Source organism: Methylobacterium sp. CCH7-A2, assembly GCF_001557075.1.
Taxonomy (GTDB): domain Bacteria; phylum Pseudomonadota; class Alphaproteobacteria; order Rhizobiales; family Beijerinckiaceae; genus Allobosea; species Allobosea massiliensis.
In genome coordinates, this window is sequence record NZ_LSKN01000014.1 from 1 (window position 1) to 19,571 (window position 19,571).

Here is a 19,571-nt window from a genome sequence, read left to right on the forward strand (position 1 = left end):
AGATGGTGTTCTTCTTCTCGCTGCAGACGCCGCGCTTCACCGGCGGCGAGGACGGCATCCAGGCGGTGCCGCGCGGCAAGCTCTTCGGCATGATCAACCTCGCCGACGACCGCACCCTGTACTGGGTCGTGGCGCTGATCTTCATGGCCGGGCTGCTCGCCTTCTACCGCATCATCCACTCGCCCTTCGGCCAGGTCTGCAAGGCGATCCGGGACAATGAGCCGCGCGCCATCTCGCTGGGCTATCGCGCCAACCAGTACAAGCTCGCCGTCTTCGTGCTCTCGGCGACACTGGCCGGGCTCGCCGGCTCGACCAAGGCGATCGTCTTCCAGCTGGCCTCGCTGACCGACGTGCACTGGTCGATGTCGGGCGAAGTGGTGCTGATGACGCTGGTCGGCGGGCTCGGGACGATCTTCGGGCCGATCGTCGGCGCCCTCGTCATCGTCTCCATGCAGAACTTCCTGGCGACGCTCGGCGCCTGGGTCACCGTCATCCAGGGCGTGATCTTCGTGCTTTGCGTGCTGCTCTTCCGTGAAGGCATCCTCGGCGTCATCGCCAAATGGATCAAGAAGCCGCTCTGAAGTGGACTGGTCCAATTTAATGGCACGTTGTCGAGATGGGGTGGCGCTGAAACGCCTGAAACGCTCGCCGGCTGTCTGGAAGGCAGCTGTCTGCCGTCAGCGCCCGTGAGACCATTTAGGGGTTTTCGGGAAGGGAAGACTTCTGGATCATCGCAGCCATTTTGGAGCGCAGATGAGACAGAAATCTCGGCCGGAGAAAGCGCCGGCAGAGCAGGTCGTGAAGGATGTCCGGCGCGCGACGAGGCGGCAGTTCTCGACGGAAGAGAAGATCCGCATCGTGCTGGAAGGCGTGCGCGGCGAGGAGAGTATCACCGAGCTGTGCCGGCGGGAGGGCATTGCCGCGTCGATGTATTACGGCTGGACCTGAAAGAGGCTGTGGCCGGTCTGACCCTGGAAAACCGGCTGCTCAAAAAAAGCGGCTGGCGGATGGGGAAGGCGACAAATGAGATATCCCGCATCGAGAACGCCGAGATCATCCGCCTGGTCGAGACCTCGCATCTGCCGGCGCGACGCACGCTGGACAAGCTCGGCATCCCGCGTGCCACGTTCTATCGCTGGTATGATCGCTATCTCTCCGGCGGGGTTGAGGCGCTTACCGATTATCGCTCACGGCCGGATCGTGTCTGGGACCGAATTCCTGACCCAATCCGGGCCGAGATTGTTGAGCTGGCGCTGCGAGAGATCGAACTGAGCCGGCGCGAACTGGTCGTGCGCTTCACCGACGAGCAGAGCTACTTTGTCTCGGAGGCGTCGGTTTACCGGCTGCTGAAGGCGCAGGACGTGATCACCAGCCCGGCCTATATCGTCATCAAGGCGGCGTCCGAGTTCAAGGACAAGACGACGGCGCCCAACCAGCTCTGGCAGACCGACTTTACTTATCTGAAGATCACCGGCTGGGGCTGGTATTATCTGTCGACCGTCCTCGACGACTTCTCGCGCTATATCGTCGCCTGGAAGCTCTGCGCCACGATGCGGGCGGACGATGTCACCGCCACGCTTGATCTGGCTCTGGCTGTTGATTCAGCATGCAAAGTTGGGTCTGACAGTTATCGACAACAAGGACGCGATATTCGCTGATCTGAAGATCTGGCGCGATCTCGATAGCGATGGAGTCACTGACGCCGGCGAACTACAAACCTTGGCCGAGGCTGGCATCACCTCGATCTCGTTGAACAGGCAGGATGTTGAGGGGGCGAACGCTAGCCATGACCGCGGATTCCGGGGCTCGTTTACACGTTCCGCTGGCTCGACGGGCACCGCTGAGACGATCTATTTCCAGACGGATAAGCAGGATACCCGCGCTGACAATACACCCAGCTTCACCCCGGCTGCCGGGGTCGACAAGCTGCCGCAACTGCCGGGCTCCGTGGTGTAGAACAGGCAGGGCCATACATCCCGGGCCAGGCCCTCGACCTTGACTCTGGTGGCGAGGCCGACATTCTGGAAGAACGCGAACCACCAGGCTCCCGACAGGACCAGGCACGCGAGGCCCATCCCTTTTCCCCCGGCGCGCCTTACCGGCGCACTCTGAGACACTAGGCGGCTTTCTGGTAGTCCCTACCCTGATCGGGTGAAACGCGTTCAACGCGGCTTCTGGGGCCTCGGCCGTGGTGGAGGGGCCTGAGAGCCTCTGGCCTGGATGGCGCCGGATCGGCAGCGGGGCCAAGCGGTCCCATCCCGAAGGCCCCCAAAACTAAAATCAAAACTTGAACCCAGATTCCAGCAGATAGCGTGCAAAGGGCTCCCCTTCAGGATCTGCCGCTTGGCGGGCTTTGTCCTCTGACCAGCCATATTCGCCAGCAGTCCCGAATTGAGCGACATCCCGTTGGGCCGAAGCCGGCGTCGGGTGCCGAGCTTCTCGGCGAACGTCGTAAGCTCGAACCTCTGCTGCGGCTTTAGAGTTGTCATAGCGATCCTTGTGGACGGTCACTGACATCGGCAACCGCATCGATATATGACCCTCCCGGGCGGGGTATCCGATGCAAAGGCCGGCGACCGGGAAAACTCCAGCGGGAAGGCCCAGGATTTGGGCGACTGCCGATGCCTGGTTGCGGATGACACTAATCGGACAGCAGCCCAACCCCATCCGCTCCGCGGCCAAAATCAGTGTCTGCATGACGAGCGCGGCATCAACCGCCGCATTTAAAAACCCTTCGATCGCGCGATTTTTAACCTTATGCCCGCGCATATCGCCGATTTCTTCGAGTCTCAGAGTGTCGCCGCAGAACAAGAGGAATGCAGGCGAACTACCGATCCACGGCATCGCTGGAAATTTCGCACCGATCGCGGCCCGATGATCCGCATTGTCGACAATGATGACCGAGGCTTGCTGAAAATCAGATTTCGACGATGCCGCCAGCGCGATCGCTATCAGCGCGTAAAGGTCATTGAGGTCGACCTTCTTCTCTTCATAATGTCGATGAGTACGCCGAGAAAGGACTTGCGACAGCCCGGCGGGGAGAGATCCCAGGGCAGGATTTTCACTCGCAAGCCCAAAGCGGTCTTCAAAGGCGCGTTCCATCTCGGTCATAGCGTTCTCTCCTGGTCGCATGTCGCCGCAACGTCTCTTGCGGCGAGTTCAAGCTGCATTCTCGCCCTAGATGCCTGCCATCCGAGCCGACTACCACACCATGGATATACGCAGACGACCGGCTGCAGCCGAGCCAATTGCGCAGCCACGCCGCGGCTGACTCGGGCCGTACTATGCAATAATGAATTGCAGTATACGTTCACGTATAATCGCCTTCTTGATTTAGATCGCCATATGTTTAGCTTGATAAGGCGCTGCAGTATGTAATTATTTTGAGAGTTCAGAGCATTCTAAGGTACGATGGTGTCTGATTTTTCTGACATTCGATCGTCGCGCTGGGCAGGTCAGTGGTCCGTCTTGCGTGAGATGGAGCTGATCTGCGCGATTGTCGCTGAGCGCAAGACGACTGGAGTTGCTCAGCGCCTGGGCATTTCGCAACCTGCAGTGAGCCGGGGCATCGCTAAAATCGAGCAGCGTTGGGGTCGCCCGCTGTTTACACGCGAAGGTGGGCGCCTGGCCCCGACGGCCGAGGCGCTTTCGATTTACGAGCGGAGCACCGAGATCTTCAAGTCGCTGCGGGAACTGGACGCGCTCAGTAGCGCGCCTGGACGACGAGAGCTTACGGTCATAGCGCCGCCGTCGATCGGCCACCTGCTCCTTCAGCGGGAGGTCGCGACCTTCGCCAAAGCGAACCCCGAGATCCTCATCTCCTTCGAAACCATGACGCTCGATAATCTTGCGAGCGCTGTGGCGGAGCAGCCTGGTGCCGTCGGAATAACCGACGCCAATGTCAGTCACGCGGGCGTCCGCTTCGAGCCATTCCTGGAGACCAAAGCTGTTTGCGTGATGCCGGAGGGCCACCCGTTGGCTTCGGCCAGTGTCGTCACCGCTGCCGATCTTGACCAGGTTGATTACGTCAGCATCACGCGCCGGATATCCATTCAAGGAGCGTTGGAGCAGATTTTTTTCAGCGCCGGCGTGCGACCGCGAACGGTGATCGAAGCGGATGCAGCCTTGTCGGCCCTCGGATTTATCAGCGAAGGGATGGGGGTCTCAGTCCTCAACCCCCTGCCAGTGCTACTGGAGCTTCCCAAAGGTGTCGTTGCGCGACCCTTCGAGCCGACATTGACCTTGCAAACGCGCTTTGTCATTCCGGCGGCATCCGGTCTTACATCCGACGCTGCCATATTCGTCGAATACCTGCGCTCTCAAAAATCGAGAATCTCAGAACTCATGGCCAAGCATCAGCGATGACGAGTGCATCGCTACAGAATGTATCGAAAAGGGCATAAACGTGGTCGATTACTTGCGCCAGCACGCCGATGAGATGATCGCGATCCGCCGCGACCTTCACAGCCATCCTGAAACGGCTTTCGAAGAGCAACGGACGACCGACCTGATCGCGAGGCGTCTGTCGGAATGGGGATGGAAAATTAAAGCCGGACCCGGAGTGACAGGAGTTATCGGTACGCTGTCAGCTGGCAGTGGCTCCAAAAGCATCATGATCCGCGCAGATATCGACGCGTTGCCGATCCAGGAGGAGGCTGGGCCGGCATGGGCAAGTCGTATCCCTGGCCGCATGCACGCCTGCGGGCATGACGGCCACACTGCGATCCTCCTGGCGGCCGCTCGCCAACTCTCTGACACCAAGAATTTTTCCGGGACGGTGCACGTTGCCTTTCAACCGGCGGAAGAAATCGGTTCAGGCGCCAAAAAGATGATTGAGGAAGGTCTCTTCAGGGAATTCCCTGCAGACCACGTGTATGGCCTGCACAATATACCGGGGATGGCCGCTGGAGCATTCGGCTTCCGCGAAGGGTCTTTCTGGGCTGCGTCGGATACCTACGAAATCGACGTCGAGGGTTTTGGGGCCCACGCTTCACAGCCGCATCGGTCCAAAGACCCCATCGTAGCGGCCTCCACAATTGTCATGGCGCTTCAAAGCATCGTGTCCCGCAACGTCGATCCAGTGGAACCAGCCGTCGTGACCGTCGGTGTCTTCCAGGCTGGAACGGCGTCGAACGTCATCGCACAGCGGGCGCAATTGAGGATCTCTGCCAGGTCTTTCACCGAAGAGACGCGTGAGTTTCTGCGACAGCGCATTGCCGAAATTGCCGATCTGCAGGCAAAGGCATTCGGCGTAGACGCCTCGGTGCTGCATCGGAACGGCACTCCGCCGGTCATCAATGACGCGGAGACCACTCGCAAGGTCGAGCAGGTCGTACGGAGCTTATTCGGGGATCAAAGGATTGTACGGAACGTACCCCTGATGTCCTACAGCGATGACTTCTCGGTTTTCAGCCAGAATTGCCCCGGTTGCTACGTTGTTGTCGGAAATGGAGACAGCAAGCCGCTTCATAACCCTGGCTACGATTTCAACGACGGGATTCTGATCGATGCCGCTACCATGTGGGTTAGCCTTGTCGAGACCCATTTGAAGCCATAGAGCCCCGCAACAGCTCGCGCCTCGATTTTTGAGGCTTGTCCGGGGACAGTTCCGCCAGCCCTTCGATGAGCGACCTCGCGCGAGGCACGATTTCGTGCCCACTTCACGAGACGCATTTTGCGCGTAGCCGGCAAGCCGGCCGACATGCCATGAGTCAAGCACAGCCCCGAGACCGAAGAGGCGCGTTGTGTTTGTGAAGCGGCTATTGGTCAGATTCCGGGACTGCGATCCGGCAGGAATGGTGTTCTACCCGCGCTATGCAGAAATGATCCATGCCGCGGTTGAGGACTGGTTCGCCGAGGAAATCGGCGTTTCTTTTGTCGAGCTCCATGGTCCGAGACAGGCTTCGGTGCCGGTGGTGACCTTTTCCATGGAATTCTGCGCTCCAAGTCGTTTGGGCGACGAGCTGAGCATCTCCGTGGCCGTCCAGGAGGTCGGGACATCGAGCCTTCAACTCGCCATCAACGCGCGTTGCGGGGATGAACTGCGCTTCACATCAAGCCAGAAGCTCGTTCATATCAGCATGACCGACCATCGATCCCGTCCATGGGAGGCTGACATCGGCGAGGCGCTCGAACGCTGCCTCGGCGAGGACCAGAAGCTGAGCTCTCGGCCGTCTCCATAAGCAGGTTCACCCCCGCGTCTCGGATACCAGCCGGAGCGTTCACGTTCCGGCTGGCAATAGCGCGGCGGTGTCAGGCGCCGGTGCAGCTGGCGGTATCGGTGATGGTGGCGTAGGCGAAACCCAGCGCCGACATCATCGCCGCATGCACCTGAGCCGCCGGGACGATCGTACCGCCGAACTCGAGGTCGCGGGTCGCGCAGGCATCCTGCACCACCGTGGTCTTGTAGCCGTAGTCGCTGGCGGCGCGGGTCGTCGCATCGATACACATATGGCTCATGGCGCCGACAATCACGACTTCCTCAATGCCGCCCGCGTCGAGAATCTCCTTCAGCTCCGTCTTCAGGAAGGGGTTGGGATGGTTCTTGACGACGACGGTCTCGCCCTCACGCGGCGCCACGGCCGAGTTGATCTCGATGCCGGCAGAATCCGGCGTGAAGAAGGGCGCATCCTGGCTGGGGAAGATGTGCTGAACATGGATGACACGATCGCCCTTGGCGCGGGCGGCCTCGATCACCTTGGCCGCGTTGGCTGCCACCTGTTCGATTCCGACCAGTTCATACTTACCGTTCGGGAAGTAATCGTTCTGGATGTCGATCACGACGACTGCGCGCTTGCTCATGAATACATCTTTCTGTTGCTGTTATTGTAAGTCGGTGACTGGACAATAGGGTTCCGCCTGGCCTATGCCTATTGGCGATATCGACATAATGAAGGCCAATAGGGACAAATGGCTCAACGACAGCAGGTGGAGGTCGGCATCCTCCTCTATCCGGGCGTGCAGACCTCTGCGGCCCTGGCCATGACGGATCTGTTCATCGTCTCGAACCGGTTTCAGGCGCCGGGGGACAGCCACGGTCTGCGCACAATCGTCGTGAGCCATTGGCGCATCGATGAGGCAGACGGCCCCCCGGTGCGCGTCCTCAACACCGGCACATCCACAGATGCCGGGCCTGACGTGCTTATCCTGCCGCCAAGTCTGGCCGATCCCATAGCGGCTGAGGTCGCGGCACCCTATGTCGAATGGCTCTGTGAGCGGCATGCGGGAGGATCCATTTTGGGCTCTGTCTGCGCGGGCGCGTTTCTGCTGGGCGAGACCGGGCTGCTTGACGGAAGAACTGCCACGACGCACTGGATCCTCCAGGACCAGTTCCGCGCACGTTTTCCCAATGTGTTGGTCGATGCGGATCGACTGCTGATCGACGATGGCATGATCCTGACCGCCGGTGGCCTGATGGCCTGGACAGACCTTTGCCTGCGGCTGGTCGAGCGCCTGCGCGGCGCCGAGGTCATGACACAAACGGCGCGCTTTCTGCTGGTCGATCCGCCGGGGCGCGAACAGCGCTTCTACAGCGTCTTCTCACCCCGCATGACGCATGGCGATCGTGCGGTGCTCGAGGTGCAACGCTGGTTGCAGGAAACGGAGGCGAAAGACATCTCGCTCGTAACACTGGCCGCAAAGGCCGGACTGGAGCGGCGCACCTTCCTGCGGCGGTTTCGCAAGGCCACCGGGATGACCAGTTCCGAATATGGCCAGCGGCTGCGCGTCAGCAAAGCCTGCGGGCTCTTGCAGTTCGGCGGCAAGAGCGTCGAGCAGATCGCCTGGGAGACGGGCTATACCGATCCCGGCGCATTCCGGAAGATTTTCGCACGCTTCGTCGGCCTTACGCCGGGTGAATATCGACAGCGATTTGCCGTCACCGCTTGACCTCGGGCAACAGGTCGACCGGCGCTTATGGCGATGACGCTGCTGCCGTACCAGCCTGGTCGCGTTTTGGAGCAGCCGTGTCGCCGCTCCCTGACAGGGTCTCATCGGTGATGGAATCGCCCCAGTCTTTCATCGCGTAAAGCACGTCCTTGAGCGAGGCGCCGAGCGGTGTCAGCTCATAGACGACGCGGGGAGGGGTTTCGGCGAAGGCCGTCCGCGTCACCAAACCATGCTCCTCGAAGCGGCGCAGGCGATGGGTCAGCGTATGGGCGCTGATGCCGCTCAGGGCATGACGCAGCTCTGTGAAACGGCGCGGGCCATGAAGCAGCTCGCGGATGATCAGCGTGGCCCAGGGGCCGTCCAGCAGCAGCAGGAAGCGTTCCACCCCACAGCGCGGCAGCACGGTCTCGGTCATCGGAGTGGGTCTCATCGGTTCTTATGCGGCTTCAAGTGCAGATTATACACTGATATTCATCTGTCTCCTACACTGTTGGACAAAATTAGATCCGTGTCGGCAGCATGCGTGCCATGGCGGACCCCACATCTCCGTGGAGCAAGCGAAGTTAGGCGTCAGCCTCTTTGCCCTGATGAGGAGGAGCCTCTGAAGCTGTCACAGGGGGGCAGGGGCCGTCGAAGTTTTTCCTGACGCTGAATGGATTTTCGTCCAATGGTGCATTTGACGTGCCAGATGCAGACGATGCACTAATGTGGCATCACCTATGACCAACAAAAGAATCATCCGATGTCATTTATCATTCACGGCGCCACCGGAGCACAGGGCGGCCCGCTATATGCTCGACTCATAGCCGCCGGGAAGCATGCTGTTGCTGCCGTTCGCAAGGCTGAGAAGCTCGACGGCAAGCCTTCCATCGCAGTTGACAATGCCTCCGTCGCTTCGCTCGTTGCCGCCTATCGCGGCGCCGACGGGGTCTTCATTCACCTGCCGCAGGCCCCGGAGCCGGTTCGGGTGCAATATGCCAGGAACCTCGTCGAGGCGATCCGCACCGCCAAGCCCAAGCGCGTTGTCATCTCCACCAGCGGCACGATCATCGATGAGCCCGGCACGCCGTCGCAGGCTTCGGACGACAGCGCCGTCATGTTTCTCGTGAACGGTGTGCGCGACAGCGGTGTGTCCCATGCCATCGTTGCGACCCGGCTCTATCTGGAAAATCTGCTTTTGCCGATGGTGTTCGGGCCCGTCCAGGCCGAGGGGATGCTGCGCTATCCCATCCGCGCCGACTTTCCGGTGTCGTGGAGCTCGCATCTGGATGTGGCCGAGGTAGCCGAGCGTCTCCTGACGGATGCCAGCGTCACCGGCATTGTCGGTGTCGGCCAATTGCCGGGCCTCAAAGGGACAGATCTCGCCGCCGGCTTTTCGGCCAAGTTCGGCCGCCCGATAGACTTCGAAGCGCTGACACCGGAACAGTTCGGCGAATTGATCAACCCTATGTTCGGTCCGGCGGCCGCCGGCGTCGCTGGTCTCTATCAGGCGTTGTCGCAGGCGCCGGCCAACGTCATTGCTGAGGATACGAGCGCCCAAAAGCTGCTGGGGCTCACGCCGCGTAGCGTCAAGCAATGGCTCGCCGAAACGCTCGGCTGAACGCCTCATGGCTGTTTCCTGAGTATCGAGGAGGACGGAGCCCATGGCCCCGCCCTCCGCGGTTTAGAGCGCCGACGATAACGACAGGATCCATCCGGGAAGCAGGCCTTCCAGAGCTGTCTGAATCGACCGGTCCAAGCCAGTCAGTGTCAGCACACCTGCCACGACAAGAAGGGCGCCCAGGCCGGCTTTCACGGTGGACCCGGTATCGATCAACCTGCACCGCCAACGCAGCAGAGCTTCGCGCGACGTCATGGCGAGAACAAGCAGGGGAACCGACGTGCCAATGCCGAATGCCAGCATAGTCAGCGCTACGGTCCCCAAGTTCTCGCCCCGGGCCGCAATGCACGATCTTCCGGGATCTGGCCTCGGATTCTGCCCAACGAGACAATGCTGCTCCTCAATCTGAGCGGTGCAACATGACGGTAGGGGGAAGGGCCGGCTGACAGCAGATCCGCCGGCCCTCGCTCTGAGCTAACCCTATTGGAACGTGTGGAGAGGCAGCCCCATCGGAGATTTGGAATCCGGCCGCGCCGGGATCTGGCCGATCAGTCTGGCCGGCCTTGCTCGCTCATCCGTGAGACTCTTATCGAGAAACTCGGCGAGGAGTTTGATTTCTCCGGGCGTGAGTGTCGCCGCACCGCGTTTGCTATCGAGCTGGGGAGCCAGGCCGTTGAGCACCGCCCCCCCGCCGTTCGCAGGCCGATTTTGCAGATCAGCGGGCACGCCATTCTGTGCAGGATCGTACTTGGCATGCTGTGACTGAGGGTCGACGTGATAGGCGATCGCCTTCTCCAGATCGTTGAATGTGCCGTTATGGAAGAAGTGCGGCTGCAGGCCGACATTGCGCAGGGGCGACGTGCGGAACTTGAACCGATCGCCCGCGGCCAGGGTCATGTCGAACAGGCCCATGTCGTAACGGCCGGTTGCGGTTTGAACGCCGTCGCTATCGCGGAATGGCACATTGCCCTTTCCTGCTCCAAAGATCGGCGCAATGGCCGGTATGCCGGCGTTGTGAGAGAGAAAATCACTGAACATCTCGTTCGAGCGCCCGGATGTTGCGTGGCAGGAAACGCAGTTGGCGCGCCCGAAAAAGAGGATGGCGCCCTGTTTCTCGCGCGCTCCCATGGCCGAGCGATCGCCGCGTGCGAATTGGTCGATTGGAGCGTTCGCGAACGACAACGACAGCTGAAATTCGGAGAGAGCCTGGCCAGTCATATAGAATTCAATGGCATTCCCGTCTGAAACCCCCGGATATATCTGCGAGAAGCGGAGCCGATATTCTTCACGGGAATTGATACGCTTGCTGACCTCCTGACGAATGGGGCCGTTGCGCGAGTCGACGAATGGGAAGCGATCGGAAACCTTTCGTAGCTCATCATCCTTCGAAATCGGGCGCGGCAAGTCATCAAACTGCTTGAAATCGTCGTCGCCGATGATCGGCTCGCGCAGCGCTGCCGTAGCGCTTGCCATGACGTCCATAATCCGCTTGGTGACGGGCTGCGAGCCGGAGAAGCGCCGAGAATTGAACATCGAAAAGACGATGGCTTCCCCTGCAGGCGTATCTCGCAGTCCGCCGAAGCCAGCCATCTCGGGAAGCTCGGTAAAGGGAATATGGGACTGCGCGACCAGGAGATGGGGGAACCGGCTGTCCCCCGGCGGAAATGCGCCTGTGCCCTCGGGCAGCGGAAACGAGAACCCGCTCTTGTTGTCGAAGGGGTTTCCGGAATTGCTCGAGAAGCGGCCATTCCACATGAGGCTTGGATAAAAGCCGACATTGACCAGGGCTGGAGACCGCCTCTGATTGCGTTCCGCATCAGGAACCTTTCTCCCCGGGCCCACGATCGCCGGCACGTTTGGGTCATGGTTCCTCAAGACGCCGATGGCGATTGGCTGTGTATCTCCAAATGCTCGGGTTGGTGAATGGCAGCCAGCGCACGAGTTCGTTTTGTGAAGCCCTAAACCGGAATCGAAGAAAATCAGCTTCCCAAGGTCGACGAGCTTGGGATCAAGCGAACGACCCATAAGCTCCGGCAATCTTGCTTCAATCTGACCTGTGAAGCCTTGCTGCTTGAGGAGCAGATCTAGTAATGAATCGGCCTCTTTCTCGCTTAAAGTTTTGGCCTGGCCAGACAAGGACATAAATGATGCACAGGCTGCCGCAATGAATACTCGCCGCATTCGTCGCCTCCCTTAAAGGAAGGTCGAACTAGAGCGATTAAAAACAAGGCCGTCAACATTGTAGACAGCGTCCGGGTCAGGGTTTGTCGAGTTTTGGAATCCAGCGGATATAGACGAGCTGGCTGAGCAGCTCGACAAGGGTCTGCGCGACGATGATCGCAGGGAGCAGCGGCATCGCATTCGGAACGGACAGAGCCAGCGGAAGAACGACCAGGGAGTTCCTGGTACCGGCGCTGAACGCGATGGCTCGCGCTCCCTTGGCATCGACGAGAAGCAGCACGGAGATAAACCAGCCGATCAGAGGGGCCAGGATCGCAAAGGCGATATAGATTGGCACAGCTCGGAGCGCGCCATTCAGCGCCTGTCCAAGCTGCGGAACGACCGCTGCGAAGACAATAAAGAGCACCAGGGCCGTCGATGGAACCGGCAAGAAGCCAAGTGCTGTAGAAAGCTTACGCCCCACCTCACTTTTTGCAGCAAAAACCTGAACCGCGGCCGCGGCCCAGAGGGGGACTACGATGAGCCAAACAAAGGCGTGTAGGAACGGCTCGATATGAACCAGCTCCATAGCCTCATTTCCCAGCAAAAGGCCAAGATAGACCGGCAAAAGCAGCATTTGAACGATCAGAAGAATTGGTGTGGAGGCGAGCAATAGCCTTGCATCCGCTCTTCCCAGGTGGGCGAATGTCACGACGTAGTCAATGCATGGCGTGAGCAGGACCATCAGCACGCCAAGCCGAACCATGGGGTCGCCTGGCAGAAGCGGCAGGAGAAATGCGGCCAAGACGGGAATCGCCACAAAGTTCGTGGTCAGCAGCGAAACCATGAAGGGCACCCGGGCGAAGACTTTGCCGAGTTCCTGCAGCGGCACCTGCAGGAACGTCACGAAAAGCATGAGCGCGAGAGCTGGGGTGATGAGGATATCGAGCCCAGCTGTTCCTGGTATCGCGAATGTCAGCGCACTGGCAGCGCAGATTACAGCAAAATAGATCGCAACTTGGTGGGTTTCGAGGAGGTCACGCATATCAGGTCGATCAATCGCAGCTAATTTTCGGGGTTAGTTCAAGCGCCTGCGGCCGGCCGGTGCATCGAGCGAAAAGCGCGATCGCGCGATCACAAACCTCACAGTGCCCTTGGCAGCAATCGCGCATCAGGAAGGCAACGAGATCCGACAGAGCCGAGAACACGGCGCTATAGATGATAAGGCGGCCCTCTCGCTTGCTCGTGATCAGGCCCGCTTGCTCCAGATGCCGAAGATGGAATGAGACCCGCGGCGCCGAGGCGCCCTCGAGCCCAGCCGTGATCTCGCCGGCCGGCATTCCCTCTGCGCCGGCTTTGATCAGCAAGCGCACGATTTGAAGCCGGGTTTCCTGGGCGATGGCGCCAAAACCATTGAGAGCTTGTTGTTGGTTCATTCTGACATTTAAACAGTTGTGGAATTATTGAATAATATGCGTGACGCCTGGTTCGCGCAAGCCTGTTCCCAGGAACCCCACTGCGAAGGCCAGGCGCGCTCTGGGCAACGGCCGGACGTTTCGACCCGGGATTTCAGTTGCGCGCGAATGAACTCGCACATCATCCGGTTATTACGATGACCGAAGGATCTAGCTTGACGCAGGCATTCGACGATTGGGCAGCCGACCAGGGTCTTTCGATTCCGCGAATAGTCGCCAGTAACAGCCTGATGGCCATTATCGGGCTGACTATGGCCGAGGAATAAGTTTTCTGCCCTATGATTACATGAAGCCCTGGATGGACAGCGGCGCTCTGCAACCGCTTGAGAGCGACCCACCCTTCCGATGCTCCACTACTGCTTCATCCACCGAGCAGACGCTCGGCGCGCGGCGTGACCGGGGTCGTGATTGACGGTGCAGTGCGGGACGTCGAGGAACTCGACAACCTTGGAGTGCCGGTCTTCGCACGCGGCATCAACCCGGCCGGCCCTACCAAGACCGGGCCGGGTACGGTGGGGGTCCCGGTTGCGTGCGGCAATGTCGTCTGCAATGCGGGAGATGCGATTATCGGCGATCGCGACGGCTTGATCATTGTACCGCGCACGGATGTGTCGGCGTTCGTCGCAAAGATCGTGGAGCAGGAAGCCTTCGAAGCTGACCTGCGAAATCGCATCCGTGCATCCGCATTGCAGCGGTAGTGGCGTGGACGGGCTCCGCGCGGAGAGCGCTGCGGGGCTGGCATTCCTCACGGACTTTGGAAGACGACCACCTTCGCAGGAGCCCTGCGCCTCGGCGGTATGACCGCCCCTTTCGTCTACGACGGAGCCATGAACGGCACGGTCGTCCTCGCCGGAGCCTACCTCCGCGAAGGCGTGGGTAGGTGCTGCTTCCCACGCTCAAGGCCATCCTCCGGGCCAGGCCCGAGCGCAGCATCGGCGCTCTTTGGGACACCGTCGGCGCCATCGTAGGCCTTTTCTCTCCAGACGAGTGCGCCAACTATTCCACGGCCACCGAACATGCACCGGATTTAGCCGGAAACGCTCTAGAGCGTTTCCGGTCGTTGTTGAATCGATTGCGAAGTGACGCTTTGCCGGCCGCCTGATTCAACGAGATCGTTGATGAGGGCAGGCGATGGCACGAGCACTGAGCGACGATCTTCGCGGGCGGGTTTTGAAGGCTTCGAGCGATGGGCATTCGGCACGCCAGGCCGCAGCCCGATTTGGGGTCGGGGTCTCGACGGCGATCCGGTGGATCGCTCGGGCGAGGCTCGGCGAAACGACGGCGCGGGTGCGGGGCCGGCGGCGGGCATCGCGCCTGGATGTGCATGAATCCTTCATCGTGGGGCTGATCGAGGATCGCCGGGACATCACGCTGAACGAGATGATGGCGCGTCTATCGGGCGAGCGGTCGGTCGTCATCGGCCACAGCGCGCTCAGTTCCTGGCTGCGGTCGCATGGCTGGACGTTCAAAAAAGACCGCCCATGCACTGGAGCAGGAACGACCCGACGTCCTGAAGCGACGGCGGGATTGGTTCGAGGCCCAGTCCGAGCTCGATCCGCAGCGCCTCGTCTTCATCGACGAGACCGGCCTCTCGACCAAGATGGCCCGCCTGCGCGGCCGAGCTCCGCGCGGCGAGCGCTGCCGGGCGGGCGTTCCGCATGGCCATTGGAAAACGACGACCTTCGCAGGAGCCCTGCGCCTCGGCGGCATGACCGCCCCCTTTGTCTACGACGGAGCCATGAACGGCACGGTCTTTCTCGCCTATGTCGAGCAGGTCCTCGTTCCGACCCTGAACCCGGGCGACATCGTCGTCATGGACAACCTGCCAGCCCACAAGCCGGCCGGCGTCCGCGAGGCGATCGAACGCGCAGGCGCCACGCTCGCCTTCCTGCCGCCTTACAGTCCAGACATGAACCCGATCGAAAACGCCTTCGCCAAGCTCAAGGCCATGCTCAGAGCCAAGGCAGAGCGCTCCATCCCGGCACTCTGGGACGCCGCCGGAACGATCGCCGATCTCTTCTCACCAAACGAATGCGCAAACTACTTCAAGGCAGCAGGATATGAACCGGATTAAACCGGAAATGCTCTAGAAATGATGAGGACCGAACGGCCTCATTCGCCAGAACGTTCGCCCGGCGACATGACCCTCGGCATTGAGAAGCCCCTGCAACATCCGGCTGCCGGCGAAAGGTATTCCAGATGCAGCGCGTCGATCCGGCGCATCAAAGCCAGATCGGCAGCCGGAGCCGCGCGGTGCAGGTATTAGACGCTGCCCCGGCTGATCCCCAGAACCTTCGCCTGCCGACTGAGCAGCAGATCGTGATGACGGTCGATCATCGCTTTGCGCTCAGAAGCCCGGCCTTCCCGAGCGCGCCGGACAAAAATTCGCTGCGCGGACCTTCGGTTCATTCTCCAGCGTCAGCTCCCCGATCTTCGCGTGCAGCGTCTTCACGTCGACCGCCGGAGCAGGCGCTGCGGCCTTCGCCTAGCCGTCGAACACGCCCGCAGCCCATCGAGAAGCTGACTGCGCCATTGCGTGATCTGGTTCGGGTGCACGTCAAACTGCTGCGCCAGCTCGATGATCGTCTTCTCGCCCCCCACGGCTGCAAGGGCCACCTTCGCCTTGAAGGCCGGCGTGTGGTTACGCCGCGGTCGTTTCGCCATGGTCTCTCCTGTTGCGGCAATCATGCCGCCTTCAGGCAGAAACTCCACTTATCCGCACTGTCCAGTTTTCCCGAGCCAGCTCTCTATCGTGCCACCATCAAACATGGCCGTGAAGCCGACCATGCATTACAGTGAAGCCGGACCACTCAATCGAGGCAGGCCACACAGGAGCTCCTTCTCCCAAAATGAATGCACCTTTGAGGTATGATCCGCACGAGCGAACTCCCGCTTCGCCTCACATCGGCAAATGGGAAAGCTCGCTTGGTTAGTGGGTCAAGCGAAGGTGACCAGCAGGTCTTTCGTATCGATCTGATCGCCGGCCTTGACAAGGAGCTCGGCGACGATTCCGTCGCGTTCGGCGTATAGGGCGGTCTCCATCTTCATGGCCTCGATTGAGAGCAGCACATCGCCGGCCTTGATGGCCTGACCGACGTCCACGGCGACGGTCGAGACAACGCCGGGCATCGGCGCGCCGACCTGGCTGGGCTGTCCGCCTTCGGCTTTGCGGCGGACGGGGCGGCTGGCGACACGATTGCGGTCCGGCACCTTGATCATGCGGGACTGGCCGTTGAGCTCGAAGAACACCTTGACCATGGCCTGCTCGTCAGGCTCGGTCGTCGCCTGGTGCTGGATCACTAGCGTCTTGCCGGTGTCAATTTCAGGCAGGACCTCCTCGCCAACCGAAAGTCCGTAGAAATAGGCGGGCGTCGGCAGCACGCTCACCGGCCCATAGGTCTCGATCGCTAGCGCAAAATCGATGAAGACCTTGGGATACATTAGGTAGGAGGCGAACTCTTGATCGCTGATTTGCCGGCCGAGCTGCGCCTCGGCGATCCAGCGTTCAGCCGCCAGGTCGGCATCCTGCAGGAGCGAGCCCGGCCGGACCGAATATGGCTGCTCGCCCTTCAGCGCCTTGCGCTGCAGCGTCTCCGGCCAGCCGCCAGGCGGTTGGCCAAGGTCGCCCTTCAGCATCGAGACCACCGAATCCGGGAAGGCGATGTCCTTCTCGGAATTTTCGACATCGGTGTCCGTCAATTCCTGGCTGACCATCATCAGTGCCATATCCCCAACGACTTTCGAGGAAGGGGTGACCTTGACGATATCGCCGAACATCCGATTCGCGTCAGCATAGGCCTGCGCGACCTGATGCCAACGGGTTTCCAGACCGAGCGAGCGGGCCTGCTCCTTCAGGTTGGTGAACTGACCGCCTGGCATCTCATGGAGATAAACTTCCGAAGCCGGCCCTTTTAGATCGCTTTCGAAAGCTGCATATTGGTTGCGCACTGCTTCCCAATAAAAGGAAACCTGCCGGATCCAGGCCTGATCGAGCCCGGGGTCGCGCTCGGAGCCGGCCAGCGCCTCCACGATCGAGCCGAGGCATGGCTGGGAGGTCCCGCCCGAAACGGCGTCCATTGCGGCATCAATGATGTCGACACCGGCCTCGACGGCCGTCAGCACCGTCGCGGCCGCGATGCCTGAGGTGTCGTGGGTGTGGAAGTGGATCGGCAGATCGGTCGCCTCGCGCAGCGCCTTGAACAGGACACGCGCAGCGCCCGGCTTGAGAAGACCCGCCATGTCCTTGACGGCGATCAAGTGCGCGCCAGCTTCTTCAAGCTCGGCGGCCAGGCCTGCATAGTATCTCAGGTCGTATTTTGACCGGTGGGGGTCCAGGATATCACCGGTGTAGCAGATCGCCGCCTCGCAGAGCTTGCCCTCCGCGATCACCGCGTCCATGGCGACGCGCATGTTCTCGATCCAGTTCAAACAATCGAAGACGCGGAAGACGTCGATGCCGCCCTCCGCCGCCTCGCGGATGAAGGTGCGCACGACATTGTCCGGATAGTTCTTATAGCCGACGCCGTTCGCGCCTCGCAGCAGCATCTGAAGCAGAAGGTTGGGGGCGCCTTCCCGTATCTTGGTCAGTCGCTCCCAGGGATCCTCGGTCAGGAAGCGCATCGCGACGTCGAAGGTCGCGCCGCCCCAGCATTCCAGGGAGAACAGCGTCGGTAAGGCGCGCGCGTAGACCGGTGTCACGCGCGCTATGTCATAGGTCCGCATGCGAGTTGCCAAGAGCGACTGATGCGCGTCGCGCATGGTTGTGTCGGTGACGAGCACCCGCTTCTGCTCCCGTATCCAGCGGGCGAAACCCTGGGGGCCGAGCTCGTCGAGTTTCTGGCGCGTGCCGGCCAAGACAGGCGCATCGATGAAGGGCACGACCGGCTCTGCTGCCGTTGCCGCCGGTCGGGCTCGGTCGCGGGTGTCCGGATGCCCGTTCACGGTGACGTCGGCCAGATAGGTCAGGAGCTTGGTCGCGCGGTCCTGGCGCTTCACCTGATTGAAGAGTTCCGGCGTCGTGTCGATGAAGCGCGTCGTATAGCTCATGTCGGCAAAGGCCGGGTGACTGACGATCGCCTCGAGAAAGGTCAAGTTCGTCGCGACGCCGCGGATGCGGAATTCGCGTAGCGCCCGGTCCATCCGAGCGATCACCTCCTGCGGCGTCGGCGCCCAGGCGGTGACCTTCTCCAACAGCGGGTCGTAGTAGCGCGTGATCACCGCGCCGGGATAAGCCGTGCCGCCGTCGAGCCGGATGCCGAAGCCGGAAGCGGCGCGATAGCCGGTGATCTGCCCGTAGTCGGGGGCGAAGCTTTGCTCGGGATCCTCGGTGGTGATCCGGCACTGGAGCGCATGTCCATTGAGCCTGATCGACTCCTGAGGCGGCACGCCGGATGCGTCCGTGCCGATGGCATGCCCTTCGAGGATGTGGATCTGCGCCTTGACGATGTCGATGCCGGTGACGAGCTCGGTCACTGTATGTTCGACTTGGATACGGGGGTTGACCTCGATGAAATAGAATTTGCCGCTATCGGCATCCATCAGGTACTCGACTGTGCCGGCGCCGACATATTTCGTCGCGTTGGCGATGCGCAGGGAATATTCCGCGAGCTCGGCACGCTGGCTCTCGGTCAGATAGGGCGCGGGCGCTCGTTCCACGACCTTCTGGTTGCGGCGCTGGATCGAGCAGTCGCGCTCGAAGAGATGCACCGCATTGCCATGGGTGTCGCCGAGAATCTGGCTCTCGACATGCCGGGCACGCTCGACGAGTTTCTCAAGATATACCTCGCCCTTGCCGAAGGCAGCCTTGGCCTCGCGCTTGGCCTCCGTCACCTCGCGCGCGAGGTCGGCCGGCGCGCTGATAGCCCGCATCCCGCGCCCGCCGCCGCCCCAGGACGCCTTAAGCATGACGGGATAGCCGATCGTTTCGGCCATACGCGCGACTTCCGCCATGTCGTCAGGCAAGGGCTCCGTCGCCGGAACCACAGGCACGCCCAGTGCGATCGCCAGATTGCGAGCCGCGACCTTGTTGCCGAGCTGACGCATTGTTTCCGGCGTCGGCCCGATGAAGGTGATGCCGCTCCTGGCGCAGGCTTCAGCAAATTCGGGGCTTTCGGAGAGCAGTCCGTAGCCCGGATGAATCGCATCGGCTCCCGAAATCTTTGCGACGCGGATGATCTCGTCAATCGCGAGATAGCTCTCGATGGGACCGAGGTCGCGCGGCAGATGCGCTCCGCGGCCGATCCGATAGCTCTCGTCCGCCTTGAAGCGGTGGAGCGCCAGCTTGTCCTCCTCGGCCCAGACCGCGACCGTCTTAAGGCCGAGTTCGTTAGCAGCGCGGAATACCCGGATCGCGATTTCCGAGCGGTTTGCAACCAGGATCTTGGAAATTCCGTTCGACACAATATCGTCCAGTTCAAGAGCGCGAGAATTACTTGTCATCAACCGTATGA

At 61.0% G+C, this 19,571-nt stretch carries 16 protein-coding genes and 3 pseudogenes; 11 read left to right on the top strand and 8 right to left on the bottom strand.

The window, feature by feature from the left end; translation table 11 throughout:
- The 3 genes and pseudogenes from AX750_RS00690 to AX750_RS25785 all read left to right on the top strand — a co-directional run.
- A partial coding sequence (locus tag AX750_RS00690; RefSeq protein WP_197426630.1) for a branched-chain amino acid ABC transporter permease occupies window positions 1-581 on the top strand: 581 nt, incomplete at its 5' end.
- A gap of 172 nt (window positions 582-753) precedes the next feature.
- A pseudogene (locus AX750_RS00700) lies at window positions 754-1,595 on the top strand (DDE-type integrase/transposase/recombinase); the annotation flags it as partial.
- A gap of 19 nt (window positions 1,596-1,614) precedes the next feature.
- Window positions 1,615-1,956 (top strand): hypothetical protein, encoded by a 342-nt coding sequence (locus AX750_RS25785; RefSeq protein ID WP_156446551.1) that lies wholly within the window; start codon window positions 1,615-1,617, stop codon window positions 1,954-1,956.
- Between the two features lie 324 nt (window positions 1,957-2,280).
- On the opposite strand, the gene AX750_RS00710 is transcribed toward AX750_RS25785, so the two are convergent.
- Window positions 2,281-3,111 (bottom strand): nitroreductase family protein, encoded by an 831-nt coding sequence (locus tag AX750_RS00710; RefSeq protein WP_066733866.1) that lies wholly within the window; start codon window positions 3,109-3,111, stop codon window positions 2,281-2,283.
- Window positions 3,112-3,411: 300 nt separating this feature from the next.
- On the opposite strand from AX750_RS00710, the gene AX750_RS00715 reads away from it, so the two are divergent.
- From AX750_RS00715 to AX750_RS00725, 3 genes are all read left to right on the top strand, one after another.
- The gene (locus AX750_RS00715; RefSeq protein WP_067253441.1) at window positions 3,412-4,365 is read left to right on the top strand and encodes a LysR family transcriptional regulator; all 954 of its coding nucleotides are present in this window, start codon (window positions 3,412-3,414) and stop codon (window positions 4,363-4,365) included.
- Between the two features lie 40 nt (window positions 4,366-4,405).
- Window positions 4,406-5,557: a M20 aminoacylase family protein gene (locus AX750_RS00720; RefSeq protein ID WP_245282268.1), complete on the top strand. Its 1,152-nt coding sequence runs from the start codon at window positions 4,406-4,408 to the stop codon at window positions 5,555-5,557.
- Window positions 5,558-5,750: 193 nt separating this feature from the next.
- Window positions 5,751-6,182, top strand: a complete 432-nt coding sequence (locus AX750_RS00725) for a thioesterase family protein (protein ID WP_348626262.1) — start codon at window positions 5,751-5,753, stop codon at window positions 6,180-6,182.
- A 70-nt stretch (window positions 6,183-6,252) separates the two neighbouring features.
- Here the strand turns inward: AX750_RS00725 and AX750_RS00730 are convergent, their stop codons facing one another.
- Window positions 6,253-6,801 (bottom strand): cysteine hydrolase family protein, encoded by a 549-nt coding sequence (locus AX750_RS00730; RefSeq protein WP_066721909.1) that lies wholly within the window; start codon window positions 6,799-6,801, stop codon window positions 6,253-6,255.
- Between the two features lie 108 nt (window positions 6,802-6,909).
- On the opposite strand from AX750_RS00730, the gene AX750_RS00735 reads away from it, so the two are divergent.
- Entirely contained in the window at window positions 6,910-7,887 is a 978-nt protein-coding gene (locus tag AX750_RS00735) for a GlxA family transcriptional regulator (protein WP_066721911.1), read from the top strand.
- 25 nt (window positions 7,888-7,912) lie between these two features.
- Here the strand turns inward: AX750_RS00735 and AX750_RS00740 are convergent, their stop codons facing one another.
- Window positions 7,913-8,302, bottom strand: a complete 390-nt coding sequence (locus tag AX750_RS00740) for a helix-turn-helix domain-containing protein (RefSeq protein WP_066721913.1) — start codon at window positions 8,300-8,302, stop codon at window positions 7,913-7,915.
- A 327-nt stretch (window positions 8,303-8,629) separates the two neighbouring features.
- Here AX750_RS00740 and AX750_RS00745 point away from each other — a divergent pair, with 327 nt between their 5' ends.
- Window positions 8,630-9,487 carry an NmrA family NAD(P)-binding protein gene (locus AX750_RS00745; RefSeq protein ID WP_066721915.1) on the top strand — a complete coding sequence of 286 codons (858 nt, stop codon included), beginning with the start codon at window positions 8,630-8,632 and terminating at the stop codon, window positions 9,485-9,487.
- Between the two features lie 480 nt (window positions 9,488-9,967).
- Here AX750_RS00745 and AX750_RS00755 read toward each other — a convergent pair whose 3' ends face one another.
- The 3 genes from AX750_RS00755 to AX750_RS00765 all read right to left on the bottom strand — a co-directional run bounded on the left by AX750_RS00755 (window position 9,968) and on the right by AX750_RS00765 (window position 13,083).
- Entirely contained in the window at window positions 9,968-11,668 is a 1,701-nt protein-coding gene (locus tag AX750_RS00755) for a cytochrome c peroxidase (protein WP_082735195.1), read from the bottom strand.
- Between the two features lie 76 nt (window positions 11,669-11,744).
- Window positions 11,745-12,692, bottom strand: a complete 948-nt coding sequence (locus tag AX750_RS00760) for an arsenic resistance protein (protein ID WP_066721921.1) — start codon at window positions 12,690-12,692, stop codon at window positions 11,745-11,747.
- A 10-nt stretch (window positions 12,693-12,702) separates the two neighbouring features.
- Window positions 12,703-13,083 (bottom strand): metalloregulator ArsR/SmtB family transcription factor, encoded by a 381-nt coding sequence (locus AX750_RS00765; protein WP_066721924.1) that lies wholly within the window; start codon window positions 13,081-13,083, stop codon window positions 12,703-12,705.
- 431 nt (window positions 13,084-13,514) lie between these two features.
- On the opposite strand from AX750_RS00765, the gene AX750_RS00770 reads away from it, so the two are divergent.
- The 3 genes and pseudogenes from AX750_RS00770 (at window position 13,515) to AX750_RS25265 (ending at window position 15,196) form a co-directional block, all read left to right on the top strand.
- Window positions 13,515-13,820: a hypothetical protein gene (locus AX750_RS00770; RefSeq protein ID WP_066721926.1), complete on the top strand. Its 306-nt coding sequence runs from the start codon at window positions 13,515-13,517 to the stop codon at window positions 13,818-13,820.
- Between the two features lie 3 nt (window positions 13,821-13,823).
- Window positions 13,824-14,122, top strand: a pseudogene (locus AX750_RS25790) (IS630 family transposase); the annotation flags it as partial.
- Between the two features lie 131 nt (window positions 14,123-14,253).
- Window positions 14,254-15,196 (top strand): IS630 family transposase gene (locus AX750_RS25265; protein ID WP_197426649.1). Its coding sequence is split into 2 segments (ribosomal slippage): window positions 14,254-14,591 and window positions 14,590-15,196, totalling 945 coding nucleotides; the frame shifts between segments, so codons are not numbered across the junction.
- A 54-nt stretch (window positions 15,197-15,250) separates the two neighbouring features.
- Here the strand turns inward: AX750_RS25265 and AX750_RS25270 are convergent.
- Both AX750_RS25270 and pyc read right to left on the bottom strand, forming a co-directional pair.
- Window positions 15,251-15,786: pseudogene (locus AX750_RS25270) on the bottom strand (transposase); the annotation flags it as partial.
- A gap of 273 nt (window positions 15,787-16,059) precedes the next feature.
- Window positions 16,060-19,521 carry a pyruvate carboxylase gene (pyc, locus tag AX750_RS00785; protein WP_245282269.1) on the bottom strand — a complete coding sequence of 1,154 codons (3,462 nt, stop codon included), beginning with the start codon at window positions 19,519-19,521 and terminating at the stop codon, window positions 16,060-16,062.
- Window positions 19,522-19,571 lie beyond the last annotated feature (50 nt).

Excerpts from the sequence above, each read along its gene's own strand:
- AX750_RS00745 (WP_066721915.1), top strand. The coding sequence starts at position 8,630 with ATGTCATTTATCATTCACGGCGCCACCGGAGCACAGGGCGGCCCGCTA.
- AX750_RS00730 (WP_066721909.1), bottom strand. The coding sequence starts at position 6,801 with ATGAGCAAGCGCGCAGTCGTCGTGATCGACATCCAGAACGATTACTTC.
- AX750_RS00715 (WP_067253441.1), top strand. The coding sequence starts at position 3,412 with ATGGTGTCTGATTTTTCTGACATTCGATCGTCGCGCTGGGCAGGTCAG.
- AX750_RS00765 (WP_066721924.1), bottom strand. The coding sequence starts at position 13,083 with ATGAACCAACAACAAGCTCTCAATGGTTTTGGCGCCATCGCCCAGGAA.
- AX750_RS00755 (WP_082735195.1), bottom strand. The coding sequence starts at position 11,668 with ATGCGGCGAGTATTCATTGCGGCAGCCTGTGCATCATTTATGTCCTTG.
- AX750_RS00710 (WP_066733866.1), bottom strand. The coding sequence starts at position 3,111 with ATGACCGAGATGGAACGCGCCTTTGAAGACCGCTTTGGGCTTGCGAGT.
- AX750_RS00740 (WP_066721913.1), bottom strand. The coding sequence starts at position 8,302 with ATGACCGAGACCGTGCTGCCGCGCTGTGGGGTGGAACGCTTCCTGCTG.
- AX750_RS00760 (WP_066721921.1), bottom strand. The coding sequence starts at position 12,692 with ATGCGTGACCTCCTCGAAACCCACCAAGTTGCGATCTATTTTGCTGTA.
- AX750_RS00735 (WP_066721911.1), top strand. The coding sequence starts at position 6,910 with ATGGCTCAACGACAGCAGGTGGAGGTCGGCATCCTCCTCTATCCGGGC.